Source organism: Pontibacter pamirensis (assembly GCF_010015475.1).
Classification (GTDB): Bacteria; Bacteroidota; Bacteroidia; order Cytophagales; family Hymenobacteraceae; genus Pontibacter; species Pontibacter pamirensis.
Genome location: NZ_SSNI01000002.1, coordinates 214,851 through 235,850, shown reverse-complemented (window position 1 = coordinate 235,850; position 21,000 = coordinate 214,851). Strand labels below are relative to the sequence as shown.

26 protein-coding genes are annotated in these 21,000 nt (G+C 46.8%); 13 read left to right on the top strand and 13 right to left on the bottom strand.

The genetic code is table 11. The features are described 5' to 3' along the window. Positions 1 to 138: 138 nt before the first annotated feature. From E1919_RS03850 to rsmG, 4 genes are all read left to right on the top strand, one after another. A complete protein-coding gene (locus E1919_RS03850; RefSeq protein ID WP_162052011.1) occupies positions 139 to 1,242 on the top strand; it encodes a glycosyltransferase in 1,104 nt (367 codons plus the stop codon). Then, on the top strand, positions 1,233 to 1,841 hold the full coding sequence (locus E1919_RS03845; protein ID WP_115567331.1) for an RNA polymerase sigma factor: 609 nt from the start codon (positions 1,233 to 1,235) through the stop codon (positions 1,839 to 1,841). Before E1919_RS03850 ends, E1919_RS03845 begins: the two co-directional genes overlap by 10 nt. A 170-nt stretch (positions 1,842 to 2,011) precedes the next feature. Next, positions 2,012 to 2,209 (top strand): hypothetical protein, encoded by a 198-nt coding sequence (locus E1919_RS03840; RefSeq protein ID WP_162052010.1) that lies wholly within the window; start codon positions 2,012 to 2,014, stop codon positions 2,207 to 2,209. A gap of 36 nt (positions 2,210 to 2,245) precedes the next feature. Beyond that, positions 2,246 to 2,875 carry a 16S rRNA (guanine(527)-N(7))-methyltransferase RsmG gene (gene rsmG / locus E1919_RS03835; RefSeq protein WP_162052009.1) on the top strand — a complete coding sequence of 210 codons (630 nt, stop codon included), beginning with the start codon at positions 2,246 to 2,248 and terminating at the stop codon, positions 2,873 to 2,875. A gap of 58 nt (positions 2,876 to 2,933) precedes the next feature. Here the strand turns inward: rsmG and E1919_RS03830 are convergent, their stop codons facing one another. Further along, a complete protein-coding gene (locus E1919_RS03830; RefSeq protein WP_162052008.1) occupies positions 2,934 to 3,896 on the bottom strand; it encodes a YheT family hydrolase in 963 nt (320 codons plus the stop codon). 127 nt (positions 3,897 to 4,023) lie between these two features. On the opposite strand from E1919_RS03830, the gene E1919_RS03825 reads away from it, so the two are divergent. Together E1919_RS03825 and rpsT are read left to right on the top strand one after the other, a co-directional pair. Then, entirely contained in the window at positions 4,024 to 4,443 is a 420-nt protein-coding gene (locus E1919_RS03825) for a hypothetical protein (protein WP_162052007.1), read from the top strand. Positions 4,444 to 4,612: 169 nt separating this feature from the next. Continuing rightward, positions 4,613 to 4,873, top strand: coding sequence for a 30S ribosomal protein S20 (rpsT, locus tag E1919_RS03820; protein WP_115567336.1), 261 nt, complete (start codon positions 4,613 to 4,615; stop codon positions 4,871 to 4,873). On the opposite strand, the gene E1919_RS03815 is transcribed toward rpsT, so the two are convergent. The 3 genes from E1919_RS03815 to E1919_RS03805 form a co-directional block, all read right to left on the bottom strand. Then, positions 4,870 to 5,025 carry a hypothetical protein gene (locus E1919_RS03815; RefSeq protein ID WP_162052006.1) on the bottom strand — a complete coding sequence of 52 codons (156 nt, stop codon included), beginning with the start codon at positions 5,023 to 5,025 and terminating at the stop codon, positions 4,870 to 4,872. The two genes, rpsT and E1919_RS03815, sit on opposite strands and share 4 nt — an antisense overlap. An 83-nt stretch (positions 5,026 to 5,108) precedes the next feature. Beyond that, positions 5,109 to 6,539 carry a pyruvate kinase gene (pyk, locus tag E1919_RS03810; protein ID WP_162052005.1) on the bottom strand — a complete coding sequence of 477 codons (1,431 nt, stop codon included), beginning with the start codon at positions 6,537 to 6,539 and terminating at the stop codon, positions 5,109 to 5,111. Between the two features lie 2 nt (positions 6,540 to 6,541). Then, positions 6,542 to 6,970 carry an IPExxxVDY family protein gene (locus tag E1919_RS03805; RefSeq protein ID WP_162052004.1) on the bottom strand — a complete coding sequence of 143 codons (429 nt, stop codon included), beginning with the start codon at positions 6,968 to 6,970 and terminating at the stop codon, positions 6,542 to 6,544. 153 nt (positions 6,971 to 7,123) lie between these two features. Here E1919_RS03805 and E1919_RS03800 point away from each other — a divergent pair, with 153 nt between their 5' ends. The 4 genes from E1919_RS03800 to nadE all read left to right on the top strand — a co-directional run bounded on the left by E1919_RS03800 (position 7,124) and on the right by nadE (position 11,532). Beyond that, entirely contained in the window at positions 7,124 to 7,360 is a 237-nt protein-coding gene (locus E1919_RS03800; protein ID WP_018477241.1) for an acyl carrier protein, read from the top strand. Between the two features lie 70 nt (positions 7,361 to 7,430). Beyond that, on the top strand, positions 7,431 to 8,684 hold the full coding sequence (gene fabF, locus E1919_RS03795; protein ID WP_162052003.1) for a beta-ketoacyl-ACP synthase II: 1,254 nt from the start codon (positions 7,431 to 7,433) through the stop codon (positions 8,682 to 8,684). 1 nt (position 8,685) lies between these two features. Then, positions 8,686 to 9,426: a ribonuclease III gene (rnc, locus tag E1919_RS03790; RefSeq protein ID WP_162052002.1), complete on the top strand. Its 741-nt coding sequence runs from the start codon at positions 8,686 to 8,688 to the stop codon at positions 9,424 to 9,426. Between the two features lie 219 nt (positions 9,427 to 9,645). After that, positions 9,646 to 11,532 (top strand): NAD(+) synthase, encoded by a 1,887-nt coding sequence (gene nadE / locus E1919_RS03785; RefSeq protein WP_162052001.1) that lies wholly within the window; start codon positions 9,646 to 9,648, stop codon positions 11,530 to 11,532. A 75-nt stretch (positions 11,533 to 11,607) separates the two neighbouring features. On the opposite strand, the gene E1919_RS03780 is transcribed toward nadE, so the two are convergent. Further along, the gene (locus tag E1919_RS03780; RefSeq protein ID WP_162052000.1) at positions 11,608 to 11,937 is read right to left on the bottom strand and encodes an SdpI family protein; all 330 of its coding nucleotides are present in this window, start codon (positions 11,935 to 11,937) and stop codon (positions 11,608 to 11,610) included. A gap of 103 nt (positions 11,938 to 12,040) precedes the next feature. On the opposite strand from E1919_RS03780, the gene lgt reads away from it, so the two are divergent. Beyond that, positions 12,041 to 12,904, top strand: a complete 864-nt coding sequence (gene lgt / locus E1919_RS03775; protein WP_162051999.1) for a prolipoprotein diacylglyceryl transferase — start codon at positions 12,041 to 12,043, stop codon at positions 12,902 to 12,904. A gap of 60 nt (positions 12,905 to 12,964) precedes the next feature. Here lgt and E1919_RS03770 read toward each other — a convergent pair whose 3' ends face one another. Beyond that, a complete protein-coding gene (locus E1919_RS03770; RefSeq protein ID WP_162051998.1) occupies positions 12,965 to 13,828 on the bottom strand; it encodes an SdiA-regulated domain-containing protein in 864 nt (287 codons plus the stop codon). Positions 13,829 to 13,954: 126 nt separating this feature from the next. On the opposite strand from E1919_RS03770, the gene E1919_RS03765 reads away from it, so the two are divergent. Continuing rightward, positions 13,955 to 14,350 (top strand): VOC family protein, encoded by a 396-nt coding sequence (locus E1919_RS03765; protein ID WP_162051997.1) that lies wholly within the window; start codon positions 13,955 to 13,957, stop codon positions 14,348 to 14,350. A gap of 75 nt (positions 14,351 to 14,425) precedes the next feature. Here the strand turns inward: E1919_RS03765 and E1919_RS03760 are convergent, their stop codons facing one another. Next, entirely contained in the window at positions 14,426 to 15,082 is a 657-nt protein-coding gene (locus E1919_RS03760) for an alpha/beta hydrolase (protein WP_162051996.1), read from the bottom strand. Between the two features lie 53 nt (positions 15,083 to 15,135). After that, positions 15,136 to 15,618: a cytidine deaminase gene (gene cdd, locus E1919_RS03755; protein ID WP_162051995.1), complete on the bottom strand. Its 483-nt coding sequence runs from the start codon at positions 15,616 to 15,618 to the stop codon at positions 15,136 to 15,138. A 127-nt stretch (positions 15,619 to 15,745) separates the two neighbouring features. Here cdd and E1919_RS03750 point away from each other — a divergent pair, with 127 nt between their 5' ends. Further along, positions 15,746 to 17,092, top strand: a complete 1,347-nt coding sequence (locus tag E1919_RS03750; protein WP_162051994.1) for a saccharopine dehydrogenase family protein — start codon at positions 15,746 to 15,748, stop codon at positions 17,090 to 17,092. Between the two features lie 88 nt (positions 17,093 to 17,180). Here E1919_RS03750 and E1919_RS03745 read toward each other — a convergent pair whose 3' ends face one another. The 5 genes from E1919_RS03745 to aroQ form a co-directional block, all read right to left on the bottom strand. After that, on the bottom strand, positions 17,181 to 17,897 hold the full coding sequence (locus tag E1919_RS03745; RefSeq protein WP_162051993.1) for a tRNA1(Val) (adenine(37)-N6)-methyltransferase: 717 nt from the start codon (positions 17,895 to 17,897) through the stop codon (positions 17,181 to 17,183). A 137-nt stretch (positions 17,898 to 18,034) separates the two neighbouring features. Beyond that, on the bottom strand, positions 18,035 to 18,499 hold the full coding sequence (gene rnhA, locus E1919_RS03740; protein WP_162051992.1) for a ribonuclease HI: 465 nt from the start codon (positions 18,497 to 18,499) through the stop codon (positions 18,035 to 18,037). 64 nt (positions 18,500 to 18,563) lie between these two features. Further along, positions 18,564 to 19,124 carry a MarC family protein gene (locus tag E1919_RS03735; RefSeq protein WP_162052125.1) on the bottom strand — a complete coding sequence of 187 codons (561 nt, stop codon included), beginning with the start codon at positions 19,122 to 19,124 and terminating at the stop codon, positions 18,564 to 18,566. A gap of 148 nt (positions 19,125 to 19,272) precedes the next feature. Continuing rightward, positions 19,273 to 20,334 carry an aminotransferase class V-fold PLP-dependent enzyme gene (locus E1919_RS03730; protein ID WP_162051991.1) on the bottom strand — a complete coding sequence of 354 codons (1,062 nt, stop codon included), beginning with the start codon at positions 20,332 to 20,334 and terminating at the stop codon, positions 19,273 to 19,275. A gap of 86 nt (positions 20,335 to 20,420) precedes the next feature. Further along, the gene (gene aroQ / locus E1919_RS03725) at positions 20,421 to 20,873 is read right to left on the bottom strand and encodes a type II 3-dehydroquinate dehydratase (RefSeq protein WP_162051990.1); all 453 of its coding nucleotides are present in this window, start codon (positions 20,871 to 20,873) and stop codon (positions 20,421 to 20,423) included. Positions 20,874 to 21,000: the final 127 nt, after the last annotated feature.

The window sequence follows — 21,000 nt, the reverse complement described above, 5'->3', positions numbered from 1 at the left end:
AACCATAAACATTGAATAAATCGTGGGGTGCTTCGGAAATGCCTATAGTTTAACTAATTTTGAAGGCGAAACGATCGTGGTGACTCTGTTTCGGGAATTGCCCACACAACATTTCAACCCTTAACCAAAACAATTAATTTGATTACAATTGTACTCCTAGTGCTGCTGGCGTTGTGTGTGCTGGTGCAGCTTTATTTTTCTTTCATTTATTTTCTGCCCCTTTCCAGGTATGAAGATCCTGAAGCCGGGGCCGGGTGGCCGGTTTCCGTTGTAGTGGCTGCGCACGATGAGTTGGAGAACCTCATGGAACTGTTGCCCATGCTGCTGGACCAGGAGTATCCGGAGTTTGAAATAATAGTAGTGAACGACCGTTCTGAAGATGATACCGAGTTTTACTTGTATGAGTTGGAGAAGCAGTTTCCACATTTTCGGATAGTTACTATAAAAAAGACGCCGGAATACCTGAATCCGAAAAAATATGCGCTGGCTTTGGGCATAAGAGCGGCAAAATATGAGCACCTGCTGTTAACAGATGCAGACTGCCGGCCATTAAGTAAAAATTGGATAGAAAAAATGCAGAGTGGCTACAAAAGTGGCTCTGAAGTGGTACTGGGCTATTCTCCGTATGCACAATTAAAAGGATTTTTAAATCACTTGGTGCGTTATGAAACCTTACTCACCGGAATTCAGTATTTGTCTCATGCAAACAAGGGTAATGCCTATATGGGTGTTGGCCGAAACTTATCTTATACGAAAGGGTGTTTCTTTAAAAACAAGGGGTTTGCATCGCATATCAAAACTATAGGCGGCGACGATGATCTTTTTGTTCGGGACGCCGCGAACAATAGTAACATTAGCATTGTTATCGACAAGGAAGGACAGACGGTCAGCATTCCAAAAAAAACGTTTCGGGAATGGATAGTTCAGAAACGAAGACACATGTCTGTTGGCGGACGTTACAAAGCGTCGGATAGAAGAAGAATTGGAATTTTTGTAGTATCAAATATACTTTTTTACATTATTTCCATTATTATTCTTGTTCTGAATACCCATTTAGCTATCTTAGGAGCGCTTGTTGGTGTTCGGTATCTGTCGGTTTTCCCGGTTTATATGATGGTCGCCCGACGACTAAACGACACGATATCCTTGCTGATGCTACCTTTACTAGACGTAGTTTATTTTTTAAACTACTTGTTCCTTGGGATATCTGTAATACTGTTTAAAAAATTCAGATGGAAGTAAACAAACAATTCTCTGCGAAAGCAAAGCACGACTTCAAACTTATTCAGGCTGCAGTTGAGGAGAACGACGAAAAAGCGTACGCCGAACTGATGAGCATCTATAAGAAGCCCGTATATCACGTGGTTCTGAAGATGGTGCGCAACGCCGATGATGCAGAGGACCTAACGATAGAAGCTTTCGCGAAAGCTTTTCGTAACCTGCACAAGTTTAATCCAGAGTATGCCTTCAGTACCTGGCTTTTCCGGATTGCCACAAACAACTGTATCGACTTCATCCGTAAGAACCGGATTAAAACAATGTCTATCGATTCGGCCATCAAGATTGATAATGGCGATGAGATTACAATCGACTTCAAAGACAAAAATTTGAATCCGCAGGAAGAGGCGATTAAGAACCAGAAGATCGAGATCATGCAGTACGTGGTGGCGAAGCTACCAGATAAGTACCAGCGCCTGGTAACGCTCCGTTACTTCAACGAACTGAGCTACGAGGAAATCGCGACAGAGCTAAACGCACCGCTTGGTACCGTTAAAGCCCAACTGCACCGCGCCCGTGAGTTGCTCTATGACATGGTGAAAAACAAAAAGCACCTCATTTAAAGAAGAGATTAGATTAAGGTTAATGATTGATTACGTTCAAAGCCCCTGCTGCCTGAGTGCAGCAGGGGCTTTATACATTAAAGCTATTCCCGTTCTTATTTTATACTTTTGCAAAAGCAACTATGGCTACAATTTAGCTTTTACAATAACAGCGTTTTATTAAGTGATGTATGCTTTCCTTTTTAGGTAGAAGTTATCTGTATCTCCGCTTCAGAAATACAGAAAAGGTGCAGCAGGAGCTTACCAGGAAGTATGAAGGGCAGTTTAAAAATGCGGGACTTGTGCTGCTGGCTGACATCCTTATGGCCCTGGCCGTAGTAACTGTAGTAGCCTTGATAGCCGCTGTTTTATACTTGCTTGTCGCTTGATAACCCATTAATAATTTTTATAATTCGTAATTAAATATGACTGCCATACGCACTTTACTGTCTGGTTACTTTCCGAAACTTACCGAAGACCAATTGCAAAAGTATGAACGGATGGGCGAGCTGTACGAAGAGTGGAACCAGAAAATCAATGTCATCTCCAGGAAAGATATGGAACAGCTGGGCATGCACCACATCCTGCACTCGCTGGGCATTGCCAAAGTAGTTCAGTTCCCGGAGCATACGTCGGTGCTGGATGTGGGCACAGGAGGTGGCCTGCCGGGGCTTCCGCTGGCGGTGATGTTTCCGGAGGTGAAATTCCACCTGGTGGATTCTATCGGCAAGAAAATACACGTGGTGCAGGAGATTGTGCGTGAACTGCACCTGCAAAACGTGACAGCCTCCCATGTGCGTGCGGAGCAGGTTCGGGAGAAGTTTGATTTTGTAGTAAGCCGCGCCGTTACCCGCCTCGCCAACTTCTATCCCTGGGTTGCAAGCAGCTTCAAGAAATCAAGCGTACCCGCCAAAGGCTTATATTATCTGAAAGGTGGCGACTTAGCCGAAGAAATTGCCGAATCCGGTCTTATCACCCAGGTGTATGACCTGAAAGACTACTTCAATGAAGAGTTTTTTGAGACGAAGAAGGTTGTATACGTGCCGTTTAAATAAACAAGAGCAAACTGACGAATTGCTTCATCTGAATTTGTTTAAGCTTTGTAGCGAAGGTTCATCCAGCATCCTTATCCCCTAATAGAAAATTAATCGCTCTTGCCTCTGAGTAATACAGGTCTTTCCTGAAGTCTTCGGCGAAGCCTACATGACCGCCCTGTTCAGGCATTTCCAGGAAAAAATTAGTGTTCTCCTGCGCTTCCTGCACCGGGTAGCATTCCTCAGACAGAAACGGGTCGTTCTTCGCATTCACCAGCAGCGTCGGGAGCTGTATGTTTGGTATGAACTGCTTTGAGCTTACACGGGCGTAGTAATCTTCTGCATCTTTGAAACCATGCAGTGGAGCCGTATACTTATCATCAAACTCTGGAAAAGACCAGAGTACGTTGTAATCGGTAAGGTCTACCTCACTGGCATACACTTGCTGCTTCTGCTCCAGTTTAAGCTTCAGCGATTTCATAAAGCGCCGGGTGTAGATCTTCGAAATTTTCTGGGCAGAACCTTTCAAGTCTACGGGGGTAGAAAACACTGCAGTGCGCTTTACCTGCGGTGGTACCTGCTCAGGGGCTTCGCCCAGGTATTTTAGGGTGATGTTGCCGCCCGCACTAAACCCGACAAGATATACCTTACTGTAGCTGTTATGCTGTAGGGCATGCCGTAGCACAAAGTCCAGGTCATCGGATGCGCCCAGGTGGTAGGAGCGGAGAAGCTTGTTAGGCTCGCCGCTGCAACTGCGGTAGTTCCAGGCCATGGCATCAATTCCCCGCGTATTAAAGGCTTTCACCATACCCGTAATGTAAGGTCTGGCGGTGTCTCCCTCCAGCCCATGCGACAGGATGATTAGTGAATCAGATCCAACCCTGGACCAATCCACATCAATAAAGTCTTCGTCAAGTGTAACAAGTCGCTCCCGCTGATACTGCACGCCCGCTACCTGTCGAAATAGGCTGGGGACAATAGTTTGCAGGTGGCCGTTGAAAAGGTAGAACGGAGCTTTATGTTCGGAAGGAATGATAGGCATAGTATGAGGTAAATCAGGAGCTACTGCTCTTTAGTGCATATAGCGTGCTACACTTTGTTTAAAGTGCTCCTGAACCATTAATATTTTCTTTTGCGTATATACTCGGACAAACCAACAAAATAACAAAATGAATTTTAGATCAACATATAAATCAATTGCATTTGCATCTCTGTTGGGTACCTTCACAGCTGCCTGTAGTCAGGAAACGGCGAACGACGTGAACCAGGGTATTAACGAGGCGCAAACGGAGGTTACAAATGAGTCGGTGGAGGCCAACCGTGACATAGAGGAATTTGAGGCTTGGGTGCAGGACAGGTCAGGTCGTGCAGAGACAGCCACAAAAGAGGAGTGGGCTGAGACAAGAGCCGAATACCGCCGCCGCGAAGCAGAGCTGGAGGCGGAGAGTGCTGATTGGGACCAGGAGACAAGGCAGGCATGGGATGAGCTGAAGGCTGACTGGAATGAAACTGAGAACACAGTGAGAGAACGTTTAGGTGAAATTGATGATGTGGAAGTGGATGTAGACGTGGAGCGACAGAATAATTAGCGCGCTCCCTTTGCCGAAACTAGTGAAGAGGGCAATGTTTTGCTATATTTGTGCTGCTCAGGCGTAAAACAATATTTTTATTATCTGACTTTGGAAATTATATGTAAAGGTTATACCTTTGCAAACTCATTCTAAGAACAGATCAAAAGATTTAAATACATAAGATAATATGGCTAATCACAAGTCGGCATTAAAGAGAATCAGAGCGAACAACGCTAAACGTCTTCGTAACAGGTATCAAGCGAAAACTACTCGTACTTTCATCAAGAAATTAGAGAAAACAACTGATCAGGCAGAGGCGCAAGAGCTTTACAAGACAGTTTCTTCTATGCTTGACCGTCTGGCTAAGAAAAACATCATCCACAAAAACAAAGCTGCCAACAACAAGTCAAGACTGGCTAAGCTTGTAAACGGCCTGGCTGCAGCTTAATTTTTTTGCTGGAAAAGCGCTTCAAAAGCCTTGCACATAACGTGTAAGGCTTTTTGTGTTTTATAAATTTCTAACCCGGGTTCGGGAGTGTTCTGCTTTACCGCAATGTAAAGCACCAGCGTTGTGATGGAGTGTTTTATCTTGTCAGCCAACCATACTTCATACCGGTTTAAAAACAGGAAGGCCCCTGCAGAAGCTTCTGCAGGGGCCTTCCTGTTTAAGATAGAGGAGAACGCTAAGCTATGCTTAACTTAATCATGTTGGTGCGTTTCTGCTCGTTTATCGGCATGCTGGCTGTGTTGATAAACACATCACCTTTCTCAATATAGCCACCATCTAACAATGTGTTTTTGATATCCTCAATAGTAGCGTCCGTTGACTCAAACTTATCATAGTGGAAGCCACGTACGCCCCACACCAGGTTCAGTGTATTCAGCAGTTCATGGTTTTCAGTAAAGATAAAAATGTTTGCTTTCGGGCGGTACTTTGCCAGCTGGAATGCCGTGTATCCTGACTTTGTCATACCTATTACTGCCTTGGCATGAGTGTCATGGGCAAGGCTGCAGGCGTTGGCTACAAGGCTGTCGCTATAGAACGTCTTGGTCTGTGGGTTCAGCACATAGCTCTTGTCAAATATGTTGGTAGCGTTGGCCTCTACCGTACGGATAGTAAGGCTCATGCTGCGGATTGTCTCGATAGGGTAGGCTCCAACAGCCGTCTCGGCACTTAACATCACGGTATCAGCACCGTCAATCACTGCGTTTGCTACGTCATTTGTCTCGGCACGGGTCGGTCGTGGGTTCGTGATCATGCTCTCCATCATCTGAGTGGCCACAATCACAGGCTTGCCTGCTCTGTTGCACTTCTCCACCAGCATTTTCTGGATCATCGGCACTTTCTCCATACCCACTTCAACACCGAGGTCACCACGCGCCACCATAATGGCGTCTGTCGCTTCTATAATTTCATCGATGTTTTCGATGGCCTCAGGCTTTTCGATTTTAGCGATCACACGGGTCCTTTTTCCCCGCTCTTTGATCATTTGTTTGATTTCTTGGATGTCCTCTGCTTTGCGTACAAAAGAAAGCGCTACCCACTCCACATTGTTATCTAAGCCAAACTGCAGGTCTTCTATATCTTTTTCGGTCATGGAGGGAGCGGACACCTTAGAGTCAGGTAGGTTAATTCCTTTACGTGGCTTAACTGTGCCACCGTAAATAACTTCTGCCTCCACTTCCATGTGGTGGTCTGTGCTGATAACTTTAACTTCCAACTTGCCGTCATCCAGAAGAATAGCATCGCCTGGTTTAACGTCTCTAGCCAGATTCTCATAAATAGTGGAAAGCCTTCCTTCCGTTGTGAGAGAGCCGTCACAAACAAGTTTGATTACCTGGCCTTCTCTTATCTCAATCGCACCGTTTTCTACATCGCCCAGTCGAATCTTAGGTCCCTGAAGGTCCTGCACCAGGCAAAGGTTTCTGTTGTGTTTCTTATTTAAATCACGAACGTAATCAATTACTTTCTGATGTTCTGAATAGGCACCATGTGAGAAGTTAAGGCGAAAAGCGTTTACACCTGCATCAGCTAAAGCCAAAAGGCGCTCAGGGGTATTGCTTGCGGGGCCAACGGTAGCCAGAATTTTTGTTTTGTTGAAGGATAAGTCCATACTTAGAATATCAGGTTATCTTTTAGTTTAAGTGTAAGTGGGTCAAATTGTTTCACATACTGTACCAGCGGAATACGGAGAAGCCTCTGTATAAACTCCTTCGGGTACAATTGGCGCAGAGGACCATTTATCTGCAGTACGTAGTCATACTCTTTTATTTCAGGCAGTAAGAACGGATCTTTTGCCGGGGCAGTACCAACTGCCTTGTTCTTCAGAAGGCGTACTATACTATAGTCGGTAAGATACTCATAATTAGATATAATTATGTGATCCTGCCCAACTAAGTCGTAACAAAGGTCCTTCTGCTTGATGAGGCGGAAGCCCAGTAACTTGTTCAGAGCCCAGGCTAATTTGTGCTCTTTTACCGTCGACACCAAGCCATACAGATCAAAGTCGTACTCATACGCTATGTCCAGCCGGAGTGTCTTCATGATTTTAGTTCAGCGCCAAAAATAGCAAGGGATCTTGGTATAATGGCAATTGCAGGGTAAAACTTTTGCAAAAGAGGGAATAGAGTAATTTTTTTTGACATTGTCTGCCTAATTACATTTCTTTGCACAGTGTTTTAATTAACTATAAGAAAAATGTCAGAAATCGCAGAAAAAGTAAAGGCTATCATTATCGATAAGCTTGGTGTGGAAGAGTCAGAGGTTACACCGGAGGCTTCCTTCACGAATGACCTTGGCGCTGATTCATTAGATACTGTTGAGCTTATCATGGAATTCGAAAAAGAATTCAACGTATCTATTCCAGATGATCAGGCTGAAAATATCGCTACTGTAGGTCAGGCTGTAAGCTACCTTGAAGAGCACGCGAAGTAATTTTCCTCTCTTTTTATTTAGTATCCCTATCAGAACAAATTTTCTACTATCTATCCTCTACTAGTAGCTTATGGAGCTTAAGAGAGTTGTAGTTACTGGGTTAGGCGCACTCACGCCACTTGGCAACACTGTTTCAGAATATTGGAACGGGTTAAAAAATGGCGTGAGTGGTGCTGCCCCAATCACGCGCTTTGATGCGAGTAAGTTTAAGACACAGTTTGCCTGTGAAATAAAAGGATACGATCCTGAGAACTACTTTGACCGTAAAGAGGCCCGTAAAATGGACCTGTTTTCTCAGTTCGCTATGGTAGTGGCCGATGAGGCCGTTAAAGACGCCAGGCTGGTAGAAGATAATATTGATCTTGACCGTATTGGGGTTATCTGGGGTTCGGGCATTGGTGGCCTGCGTACCTTTCAGGAAGAGTGCGTTAACTTCGCCAATGGCGACGGCACCCCACGCTTCAATCCTTTCTTTATCCCGAAGATGATTGCCGATATCAGCGCAGGCCATATCTCTATTAAGCATGGCTTCCGCGGTCCTAATTTTGTCACTGTATCTGCTTGTGCATCTGCTACAAACGCCTTGATCGATTCTTACAACTATATCCGTCTGGGTATGGCTGATGTGATTGTTTCCGGTGGTTCAGAGGCAGCTGTAACAGAGGCAGGTGTCGGTGGCTTTAATGCTTTAAAAGCCCTTTCAGAGCGCAATGATTCTCCAGAAACAGCCTCCAGGCCTTTTGACGCGGACCGTGACGGTTTTGTGTTGGGTGAAGGAGCAGGAGCCATCATTCTGGAAGAATATGAGCATGCCAAAGCACGCGGCGCAAAAATTTATGCTGAACTCATCAGTGGTGCCATGTCTGCTGACGCTTATCATATCACGGCGCCACACCCGGAAGGCCGTGGTGCATTTATGGTGATGAAGAATGTGCTGGAGCAATCTGGTATTAACCCGGAGGAGGTTGATTACATCAACGTGCACGGAACATCCACTCCCCTTGGTGACTTGAGTGAGGTAAAAGCAATTAAGCAGGTGTTCGGCGAACACGCCTACAACCTGAATATCAGCTCGACTAAATCCATGACCGGGCACTTACTGGGTGCTGCTGGTGCCATCGAGGCCATTGCTTCTATTCTGGCTATTCAGCATAATGTGGTGCCACCTACTATCAACCACTTCACTGACGATGAGAACCTTGACAGCCGTCTGAACCTGACGTTTAACAAGGCGCAGGAGCGTGAAGTAAAGGTTGCCCTGAGCAATACATTTGGATTTGGTGGTCATAATACCTCCGTTTTATTCCGTCAACTGAAAGATTAGTGTGTTTGGGCCTATAAAACCAGTTCGGCGCGTATACCACAGGCTATTTAATAAAGACAGGGTATTAGTACGCGCTCTTGCTGGAGTTATTGGCAGTACACCGGATAACATCCGACTGTACAAGCTTGCTCTTACGCATACCTCTTTTGCACGCCAGACAGCGGCGGGCAAACACGAGACAAATGAGCGCCTAGAGTTTTTAGGCGATGCTGTATTGGGTGCTGTTGTGGCAGAGCATCTTTTTAGAAAGTTTCCATATGAAGATGAGGGCTTCCTGACTGAAATCCGTTCACGCATCGTGAACCGGGAGTCGCTGAACTTCATTGCCGTTAGAATTGGTTTAAACCTGCTGGTGAAAGTAGATACCGGCAGCCACGGGACCCACCATAAATCTGTGAATGGCAATGCTCTGGAGGCGCTGGTGGGTGCCATATACCTGGATAAAGGCTACGATAACACCCGTCGCTTTATCCTCTCCAAACTGATTAAGCCGCACGTAGACCTGCACAGCCTGACTACTACTACCGCCAACTTCAAAAGCAAACTGATTGAGTGGGCGCAGAGTCAGAACATGGATATCCGCTTTGAGATTGTGAAGCGGAAGCAACAGGGCAACACTACCGAATTCACCTCTGAGGTAACCATCGACGGCAAAGCCATTGCCGTAGGCGTAGGTCTTTCCAAGAAAAAAGCCGATCAGGCCGCCGCCGAAAAAGGACTCACTTTCCTTAAAATCTCCTAAGTCTAATTATTTATTGTTGGTTGGTAATAGTTCGGAGCCGATACAATTAAGTTATTGTATAGCTGTGTTACTACATCCTTTTTTCAAGGCTGAACATGCCTATAAAAAGCGTACAACAATCAACAATTAACAGTCAACAACAAACAAGCGGCAATTCACACTGCCAAAACTGCTCATCATCCCTTAACTTGCCTCCACAATGTTGCGTTAAACAACTCTATGGAAGAAACAAGATTAATGCTTGCCGCCGCTGCCCTTAACCAAACCCCAATGGATTGGGATGGCAACATGCAAAATATAAAGGACGCTATTGAAGAAGCGATTTCAAACAAGACCCACCTGCTGCTGCTGCCAGAACTTTGCATTACCGGTTATGGTTGTGAGGACATGTTCCTGAGCCCCTGGCTGTCTGAGGTGGCATTTGAGAAACTGCTCCAGGTAAAGGAGTGGTGTGATAACATAACAGTAGCCGTTGGTTTGCCGGTTTTCCTTGACAAAAAAGTGTATAACACTGCCTGCGTCATCAAAAACAAAGAAATTATTGGTATCACGGCAAAGCAGTTTATGGCCAACGACGGCGTGCACTACGAGCCACGTTGGTTTACACCCTGGCCTGCTGATGTGGTACAGGAGTTCGAGAAGTTTGGCCAGACCTACCGCATCGGCGACATTATTTATGAGGAGCAGGGTGTAAAGTATGCCTTTGAAATATGCGAGGATGCCTGGCGGCCGAACAGGCCCGCCGAACGGCACATGCCGAAAGGCGTGCAACTCATCCTGAACCCGAGCGCCAGCCACTTTGCCCTTAGCAAGACCGATGTACGGCACCGCTTGGTGGTGGATGCCTCTAAAAAATACCAGTGTGCCTATGTGTATGCTAACCTGCTGGGCAATGAGGCAGGACGCATGACGTATGATGGTGAGGTGTTGATTGCCCAGAACGGTAAACTTATCCGCAGAAATGAACTGCTATGCTTTAAGAATGTGGATATGGAGTGTGCAGAAGTCTGCTTCTCCAAGAGTCCTACTATAGAGGAAGTGATAGAGTACCTGCCCCCGATAGATGAGAACAAAGAGGTGATAGATGCCCTGAGCCTTGCCTTGTTCGATTATATGCGCAAGAGCCGCAGCCGTGGCTTTGTGCTGTCGCTAAGCGGGGGTGCCGATTCGTCATTATGTGCTGTGGCTGTAGCGGAAATGGTGCGGAAAGGGATTGAAAGCCTGGGAGTTGTGCTGTTTGCAGCCAAAACCCAGATGTTCCCGATGAAAGATGTCGCCTATTTTGAGTCTCTGCCTCCCGAACAGGCTCAAAAGGAACTGGTAGGCAGACTACTTACCTGTGCTTACCAAGGAACTGTAAACTCGTCCGACGAAACATATAACTCAGCGAAAGGACTTGCAGATTCAATAGGAGCCAAATTCTTTAACTGGACGATAGACGATGAGGTGAGGGGCTACATTTCAAAAATTGAAGATGCGTTGCAGCGCCCGTTAACATGGGAACAGGATGACCTGACGCTTCAGAATATTCAGGCACGGGTACGCGCCCCCGGCATCTGGATGCTGGCGAACATCAACAACGCACTGCTCATGGCTACCTCAAACCGAAGCGAAGGCTCTGTGGGCTATGCCACCATGGATGGCGACACCGCAGGCGGTATTTCACCCATAGCAGGTATAGACAAAGCCTTTATCAGGCAGCTGTTAATCTGGATGCAATTAGAGTTGGGTTACGAGGGGCTACAGTATGTAAACAAACTGCAGCCAAGTGCCGAGTTGCGCCCATCAGAGGACGAGCAGACAGACGAGAAGGACCTGATGCCGTACGAGGTGCTGAACCAGATCGAGCGCCTGGCCTTTCACGACCGCTTTGCACCACTTGAGGTATACAACATCCTGCTGGAGCAGCAGGTGGCGGAGCCAGAGATGCTGAAGTCCTGGGTGAACAAGTTCTATACACTGTGGTCAAGGAACCAGTGGAAACGTGAGCGGTACGCCCCGTCTTTCCACCTCGACGATTATAACATAGATCCACGCAGCTGGCTTCGTTTCCCTATTTTAAGCGGAGGCTTCCAGGCAGAACTTGCCAAGGTTAATGAAGCCTGACAGGCTTTTAGTAAATTAATGTAGACCGGCAGGCGTTACTTTATACAGTTTTATACAGTAGCGCCTGCCGCTTTTTTACCAGTCACCGTACTTGCGTTTCAGGTGTTCGTTTGTGAGCACAATGCTGCCCATGAAGAACAAAAGCATGAAACCGAGGGGCACCAGCAGGCTCGCAAAATAAGGCAGCGTATAATAACAGACAAGGCTGATGAAAAGCGAGACAAAGCCTATTCCGAGGATTGATCGGGCATAAAAACGATTGCCTTCGTGCCAGTTTTCCTCATTCCGCATAGAGTAGTGGGTACGGAAGCCGTAAAACCAGTTCACCTTTTTAGGTGGCCAGTGTTGTAGCACAAAGCCAATGAGAATTACCAGCAGGGCAGGCAATAAGTGTAGGAAAAGCATTTGGTTCAGTTAAGTTTCACGCTATAGTAACACGCGCAGTAATCTTCTTTCGTTTTTTCCGTTCCTGATTTATCGTAACTTTGGCAAGAACTGAAACACCTGTATGAGCTTTTTAAATTACATTCCCTGGAATGTCGACCCAGACATATTCAGCATAGGCCCCTTAACCATTCGTTGGTACGGCCTGCTCTTTGCCTTAGGTTTTGTGATAGGGCAGCGCATCCTCACCAAAATTTACGTAGCCGAAGGCCGCACAGAAGGCGATGTGGATGTTATTACCCTCTACATGATCATTGGTACAGTAGTAGGTGCCCGTTTAGGCCATACCCTGTTCTACGCCCCTGACTATTATCTGAGCAACCCCATCGAAATTTTGAAGATATGGGAAGGCGGTTTAGCCAGCCATGGCGCCACCGTCGGTATTCTTTTTGCGCTGTGGCTGTTCAGCCGCCGCCAGAAATTTGACTATATGTGGGTGCTGGACCGCATCGTAATAGTGGTGGCTTTGGGTGGAGCGCTTATCCGGCTGGGCAACCTGATGAACTCAGAGATATTCGGCCGACCAACTGATGTGCCGTGGGCATTTATCTTCTACCAGAACAATCAATATTCCCACGTGCCACGTCATCCAACACAGTTATACGAGTCGCTGAGCGTTTTCTTGCTCTTTGTGGTGCTGTACTGGCTGTGGAACAAGTATAAAGCTGCGCTGCCACGCGGATTGCTTTTCGGCCTTTTTGTGACATTCCTCTTCAGTTTCCGCTTTCTAGTAGAGTTCCTGAAAGAGAACCAGGAGGCCTTCGAAGATGAAATGACTTTGAACATGGGGCAAATCTTAAGTATACCGCTTATCCTGGTTGGCCTGTTTATCCTATTTAGGGTATGGCAAAATCCAAAGCCTGCTCTGCCCGGAGGTAGACTGGTGGATGATACAAAAGCTGATACAAGAAAAGTACGAAAAGGATAAGAATGAAGCAGGCCTTTCTCTAACGGAGAAAGGCCTGCTTCATTCTTATCCTATAGGATGCTATAAGCTGTAACGGTAGAGGTTGCCGCCCTCACTTGTAATTATCAACGTGTTGTTGCTTTCAAAGGCGATGCCTTCTGTCTGTCCAGCCCCTTTGATGTTAACCTTGTCATAATCTCCTTCAAAAAAAGTGTCTGGCGAATCAAAGTTTCGGAACAGGTGTATCTTCTCTTCACTTAATAGTGCCACGGTATTCCTGTCCGGGCTGATATCAGCACCTGTTATTTCTGTTTCTGTTTTGTAACTGCCAATCAACCTGGCCTTGTGATTCCCTGCCTTAGCAGGTATCTGGTACACATTGGCTGTTTTGCCCTGGCCCCTGTCTTTAGTGATAATGTAGAGGTTGTCATTGTGCCAGAAAAGCGCCTCAGAATCAAAATTACGTTCTTTTTTAGAGGGCGGAAATTTCTTCTGGTCCTCAAAAGTAAAGTGGATAGCCTCCGGCTGTTGCGGGCTTTGCAGGTCCAGTTTGTACACTGTCAAATCACGGCGTCTGTTGTTGTTGTTGCCTGTGTCTGCAATGTAAATGTTGCCGGCGGCGTCCTGCGCCAGGTCTTCCCAATCTACATTTTTTATATCCAGCTTTAGTGTCTCCACCAGTTCCCCTTGTTTGTTTAATATATAGAGGTGTGGTCTGTTACCTGCATCGTTGTGCGTGAGGTAATGGCCTTCTTGTGGTAGTACAGCAACACCTGAGCTTTCTCCGACAGCACCGGGCAGGCGGGCCAGTTTTTCAAAAGAGGCTGCTGTTGCAGGAGGTGCTTCCGATGTGGTTGGCGCTTCCAATAATGTGTCGCGCATAAAGAAGAACAGCAGTGCCGTTACAGCCAAAAAAACTGCTGCTACTTTTATCGTCAGGTTCATTTGTTTTGGATTGAAAATATTGTAGTGTAATTCTTATTTAACGAGAAGACCCTACCCGACGTTAACAATGAAGGTGAATAAATATTTTGACAGTATGTGTTATGCCTCCCGCGAGAAAGACAAAAGATGAACATCAAAAAAATAAAAGAAACCTGCCTTTACGTCGCAGATTTAAAAGAGAGCAAGGCCTTTTACGCAGGCAAACTGGGGTTTAAGCAAATCGGTGAAGTGAAGGACCGTCACGTTTTCTTCCGGGCGGGAGCTTCAGTACTTTTATGCTTTATAGCAGAAGCATCTAAACAGGGAGGTAACTTACCTCCGCATTATGGTACAGGGCAGTTGCACCTCGCGTTTGAAGTAGAGCAGGAGCAGTATGAAGCGTGGAAGGAGAAAGTAAAAAGCGCCGGCATACCCATTGAGCAAGAGTATGACTGGGGCGGAGGCTTCCTGTCGTTCTACTTCCGTGACCCCGACCAGCACCTGCTTGAAATCGTGATGGAAGGAATGTGGGAGAGAAGTTAATACTGAATAACTAAAATTTATATGACTGAATCTTTATGTGGTGTACGCCCACTTTATAGTTATTAAGCTTTCCGCTTACTTTGAAAGAAGCCTTTTGTTTACCTTTGATAGCGTTTCCGGATGTATAGTATGTCCGCCATCAAAGGTGTACACCTGCGGAACAATTCCCAGTTGTGACATCAGCTGCTTCTTTTGCTCCAACTTCTCTGCAGTGATGAACTCATCCTGCGTGCCATAGACAACAGCCACAGGCAAATCCTGAAAGGCAGCTTTGCCTGCTTCAAAGGCTATATCCTCCGGAAAGGAAGCGGCCCATAGTACAAGCCGCTGCACAGGCACCTGCCCGGTGGCTAACCAACGGCAAACGGTAGCGCCGCCCTGTGAAAAGCCCAGTACCGTTACCTGCACATCCTGCGGTAGCTGCCTGAGTTGTTCGGTTAGCAGTAAGCTCAGGTAAGCCGCCTGGTCCTCAATCTCCGAAAGCCTGTCCTCTTTTGTCATCCAGGTAGCGCCGACACGCCCCGAGAAGCCATCCAGGTAAAACCGCGACAGCGCCTCCGGTGCCACCACTAGGGTTTTGCCATCATCCAAGCCGCTGAAGTGGCGCAGAAAAAAGCGACCCAACTGCCCGTACCCATGGCACACTATCCAAAGATGTTGGATGTCATCAGAAGGAGTACCCAAGGTATAATAGCGGGCAGTGCGCGGCACAATAAGTTGATGTTCAGTCAAAATTTAATGTATATCTAAACAGTTTATCGTTAAAGAAGTACAACTCTAACTCTCTACAGGCTGTCTTTGGTAAACTGGAAAGGAAGCAAGTCCGCTACTCTCTGGAAACGATAAAACTTACCATCCGGCGCCTGTAGCAGCACCGGTATGTCCTCCTGCTGTTTGTGCTCGTATTCTCCCATTACCTGGCGACAGGCGCCGCAGGGCATAGCTGGCAGAAATGCAGTATCTTTTCTGCGGCGGGCGGTTACAGCCAAAAGCATTATCTTTTTGTTTGGATAATGGGCACTCAGGGCGAATAGCGCTGTGCGTTCGGCACAGAGTCCAGAGGGGTAAGCAGCGTTTTCCTGATTGCTGCCCTTAAACATACTGCCATCTTCTAGCAGCAGGGCAGCACCTACTAAAAAGTTAGAGTAGGGAGCATAAGCATCATTGGCGGCTTCCTGCGCCAGTTGCATGGCCTGCCGCTCCTGCTCAGTCAGTTCTGCAGGCTCAAGTACGTCTACACTAATATTTATATCTAATTTACTTGCCATTTCGTCTGGAGTAATTCAAAAATTAGAAAAGGGCTATAAATTTAAGTTTATTATCTGACAAAACCATCTAAAGGGTTTTCCTTACAGATACGATTGTCTAAATTAAACCTGAACCATACCTATCACTATGAAAAGAATCCTCCTTCTTGGTGCCGGTCGCTCGGCGGCTTCTCTTGTAAAATATTTGTGTGATAACGCTGCGGCAGAAATGTGGCGCATCAGAATCGGCGATATTTCGGTTGCCAACCTGCAGCCTTTAATGCAGTCAGTTACCTGTGTAGATATTATGAATTTTGATGTGCATAACGAGCGACAGCGGGCGGAGGAAGTGCAACAGGCAGACCTGGTTATTTCGCTGCTGCCAGCGGCGTTTCACATAGTTGTAGCGCAGGAATGCCTGAAACAAAACAAAAGCCTGATTACAGCCAGCTATGTGACTCCTGCTTTCAAGGCACTGCACCAGGAGGCAAAGGAGAAAAACCTGACTATCCTGATGGAATCCGGCCTGGATCCGGGTATTGACCATATGTCGGCAATGGCGGTGATACAGCATATTAAAAATGCTGGCGGCAACATCACCTCCTTTAAGTCTTTTACCGGTGGATTAGTGGCGCCTGAATCTGATACCAATCCGTGGCAATACAAATTTACCTGGAACCCGCGCAACGTGGTGCTGGCAGGGCAGGGCACTGCAAAGTATATTAACAACGGAGCTTATAAGTATATCCCATACCACCAGTTGTTCAAGCGCACCGATGAATTTTTTGTGGAAGGCTACGGGCATTTTGAAGGATACGCCAACCGTGACTCCCTGAGCTACCGCGAACCCTATGGTCTGGCTAACATCCCAACAATGCTGCGCGGTACGCTGCGCCGTCCGGGCTACTGTGCCGCCTGGGACGTGTTTGTGCAACTGGGCTTAACAGACGACAGCTACACACTGGAAGACGCTGAAAACATGACTCACCGTAGCTTTATAGAAGCCTTTCTGCCGTCTGCCACTATGGAAGGCCAGAGCTTAATGGAACGTCTGGCGGCTTATGCAGGCATTCCGGCGGATGGAACTATAATGGAGAAAATAACTTGGCTGGGGCTGTTCGAGGAGAAACCAATAGAAATGACAGGAGCCACACCAGCGCAGGTGCTGGAGAAAATTCTGAAAGATAAATGGACGCTAAGCCCAGGCGACAAGGATATGATTGTGATGCAGCACCTGTTCGAGTACGAGCAGGATGGGAAAAAGCGCGTAATTTCCTCTACTTTAGTGACATTAGGTGATGATGAAATACACACTGCCATGGCCAAGACAGTAGGTTTACCTGTGGGCATATTAGCGAAACTGCTGCTGCAGGGCAGAATCAATCGGCGCGGCGTTGTTATCCCAATATACCCAGAGTTGTACGAGCCTGTGCTGGATGAGCTGAAGCAGTATGGAATTGACTTTGTGGAGACGGATAGAGTACTGCAGGAATAGGCGTGCAAAAACCTGCTTGCTCCTGGTTAGCTTCTGCTACAAAGTCCTCGCAGCGTGCGCAGCTCCTGCGAGCGTCTGCACCAGTAGCTTAAAACTGTAAATAATACTCCCGCAGCAACGCGGCAAACTCATTGGTATAAGTCGCCTTATCTTCCTCCCGAATATAAAACTGCTTTGTAACGTGAGCTGATGGTGCAGAAAAAGTATAGCGCTGTATATGCCGAATGCACTTGCCGCCCCTATACGTGAAAACTTCTGTTGTTTCTGCCAAGCTAAAACCATGTGCCAAGGCTGATTCCTCAAACAAAGCTGCCTCGGCGGGAGGAAGGAGCAGGTACAGCTTTCCATTCTGAGTAAGATGCTGTTGTGCAAAAAGGAGTAAATCCTGGAACAACAGCTCTCCCGTGTGCTTGGCTGCGTTCTTTGCTGCATCAGGAGACTTTAAGGAGGAGAGAAAGAAAGGCGGGTTCGACAGGATGATGTCATAGGGCACCTGGCAGCTTTCTGCATACGTTTGCAAGGAAACAGGATGCAGGTGAAGCCGCTCCCTCCACGGACTTATAGCAAAGTTCTCCGCTGCCTGTACCTGTGCATCCTGGTTGATCTCTACCGCATCTATGGTGGCATTGCTCCGCTGCGCCACCATGAGCGAAAGTAAACCAGTGCCTGCCCCGATATCCAGTATCCGCTGTGCGCCTGCTACTTCTACTGCAGCCCCAAAGACGCAGGAATCAGTGCACACTTTCATTGCGCACTTGTCCTGCTCTACCCGGAACTGCTTAAATTGGAAGTAAGTGTTAGGCATGTATTAATTTTGAATGATTGAATAACTGAATAATTGAATGGGAATTTTAGAATTACTCAGAATACTAGTGTCATAGTAACACAGCAACTTTGCTTATTTATTTAGTCATTCATAAGTCAGTTATTCAAAATTACAACCTAACTCGGCTGCGAGGCTCCGGACTCAAACCCCTCATCGATGAGGAGGTTAGGTGAAAGCGCACTGGCTACTGCCAGCTCATCGCAGCGTTCGTTTTCGGCGTGGCCGGCGTGGCCTTTCACCCATACAAATTTTACCTGGTGCTTGGGGTAAATGCGCAGAAAACGTGCCCAAAGGTCGGCGTTTGCTTTACCTTTGTAGCCTTTCTTCTGCCAGCCAAATACCCACCGCTTCTCCACCGCGTCCACCACATATTTAGAGTCGGAGTAGACGGTAACGGGCATGCCTGGTTTGGTAATAGTCTCCAGCCCCACAATCACGGCCAGCAGTTCCATGCGGTTATTGGTTGTTTTGCGGTAGCCCTGGCTTAGCTCTTTTACATGCTGCTTCCAGCGCAGTATCGTTCCATAGCCACCAGGACCAGGATTTCCACGCGAAGCACCATCTGTGAACAGTTCGATCATATTTTAGATTTAAAGAGCTGGAAATGTGGAGATTTAGAAATGGATCTTCAAATTTCGTAGTTTATTAGAGATTAGTTTTGAAAAGCTTAATGGCGATAGCCAGCAGAATAACACCGAATATCTTGCGGAGCACGTTGGCACCATCCTTCCCTAGCTTTTCCTCTATCCAGGCCGACGACTTCAGCACTATAAACACAAATGACAGATTCAATACAATGCCTACGAGCACATTAGGGAGGGAGTAAGCGGCGCGTAACGAGAGGAGCGTGGTCATAGTGCCTGCACCTACAATCAACGGAAACGCCAGCGGCACGATAGAGCCTGTTCTGACTTCAGGATCAGTATGGAAAAAGTCTTTTCCCAATATCATTTCCAGACCAATCAGGAAGATGATAATGGCACCGGCCATAGCAAAGGATTGGAAATCGATGCCAAACAAGCTTAGGATAGACTGGCCCAGAAAAAGGAACGCAATCATCAGGATTCCGGAAACTATTGTTGCCTTACCGGATTCAATCTTGCCTTCCCGTTTGCGGAGGTCAATAATGATAGGAATAGAACCGACGATGTCGATGACGGCAAAGAGCGTGAGCGTAACAGAGGCTATTTCTTTAAAGCTGAATATAGAGTTTAAGTCCACTTCTTTTCTTAAGGTCAGATGCTGTGGTGGTACAGCAGAAGATACGGCTGATAAGGTACGGAATGTACATCCATCCTGCTCTGGAAAGCTGGATGCGCCCATAACGCTTAATCAGGCTGCAAAGGTAGCAGACTTAAGCGTAATAGTGCAGGAAAAAGCGCTTCAGTTCTTCGTATTCCTCATCAGTGATGGCAGGGAAGTTCGCGATGCGGAAGGTAGTACGCGCCCAGGGACCATAGCCGTTGCCGAGGCGCATGTTGTGGTGCAGTGCACGCTTCTTGATGTCCTCTACCAGTTTTTCGCTTGCCTGCAGCGCCAGAACTGTTTTAGAACGCACTTCCTCGTTCTCGACCAGCAGCTTAAAATCATTAAATTGCCCGAAGAAGTTGTACAGGCTCTGTGCCCGCGCCGTTAGCTCTAAATCGATTGTCTTGATGAAAGGGCGGTCTTCCAGCACACGTTTTAGGAGGTAAATATTGACTACGTTGGGCGTATGTGTGGTCTGGTAATTCAGCATTTTTTCATACATCGACACCATGCTGTTATAGTGATTCTTTTCCCCAATCTGTTTTGCCCGGAAAATGGCACGAGGGGAACAAGCCATCACGGCTAGTCCGGCTGGCAGTCCAAAGTTCTTTTGTACAGAGGAAAACCAGATATCAGCCTTAATCATTTTCAGGTTCAGCCCGGCCATAGAAGACGTCGCGTCCACGGCAATCAGCGTGTCGCGGAAACGGTTGTGCAGGTTCAGGATGCAGGCAGGAGATACCTGTGTGCCGTTAGAGGTCTCGTTATGGGTGAAGCAGATCAGTTCTGTATCCTTACTGATGTCCAGCTCGCTCACCGGCATCGGGTTGTTCAAATCAAACTGAAAGCCCTCCGATTTAGGACGCAGCTTCTGCGCATACTGGCACCACTTCTCGCCAAACGAGCCATTGTAAATGTGATAGCTCTTGTGTTTGGTAAGGCTCTGAATAAGCACCTCCCAACATTCTGTGGCCGACGATGTGAAGAAGATATGATAATCCTGCGGAATATTGAGCCGGCGCTTTATGGAGCCCACCACCGCACGTGATAGCTGCACGAATTGCTCTCCTCTATGCGGCGTGCTCAGTATACCCTCATCATACGCATCTACCAGGTAGTTGCGCACATCAGGGTATAGTTTTGACGGGCCGGGAAAGAAGTTGAGCATACGTGTAATAATACAGAAAATATAGTATATATACTATATAACAGTAATTTTAATAGTAGACGAATATATAACGCCCCTTGTTACGGTTACTTTATACCAAATCCGATTTGTTTTGGCTTCATGCGCTCAAAGTATTGGAGAGCAAGGCGATAGCTTTCCAAGCCAAAACCTGTTATCACACCGGTGCAGTAGGCGGCTAGCATGCTTTTGTGGCGAAAGGCTTCACGCTTATACACATTAGAGATATGCACCTCTACCACCGGTGTGTCAATGGCTTTAATGGCGTCAGAAATAGCCACAGAAGTATGCGTATAAGCACCAGCATTAAATACAATTCCTTTGTAGTCGCTGAATCCCACTTCATGCAGTTTATCAATGAGCGTGCCTTCGGTATTCGACTGAAAATAGGAAAGTTCCAGCGCCGGGAATGCCTCTTTCAGCTCTTCAAAGTAGTCTTCGAAGGAGCGGCTGCCATAAACGGATTTTTCACGGGTACCTAACAGGTTGAGGTTAGGGCCATTGAGGATGATGATCTTCATAGTATGGTCTTGTTATGTGTTCTTGCAAATTTCCGAGGATACAAAGGTACAGATTAACTATCTTTGCTTGTGAAAAATTGTTTAATTGTTGGATGGTCAAATTGTTGTTTGTTGGTTAGTTTTTGTT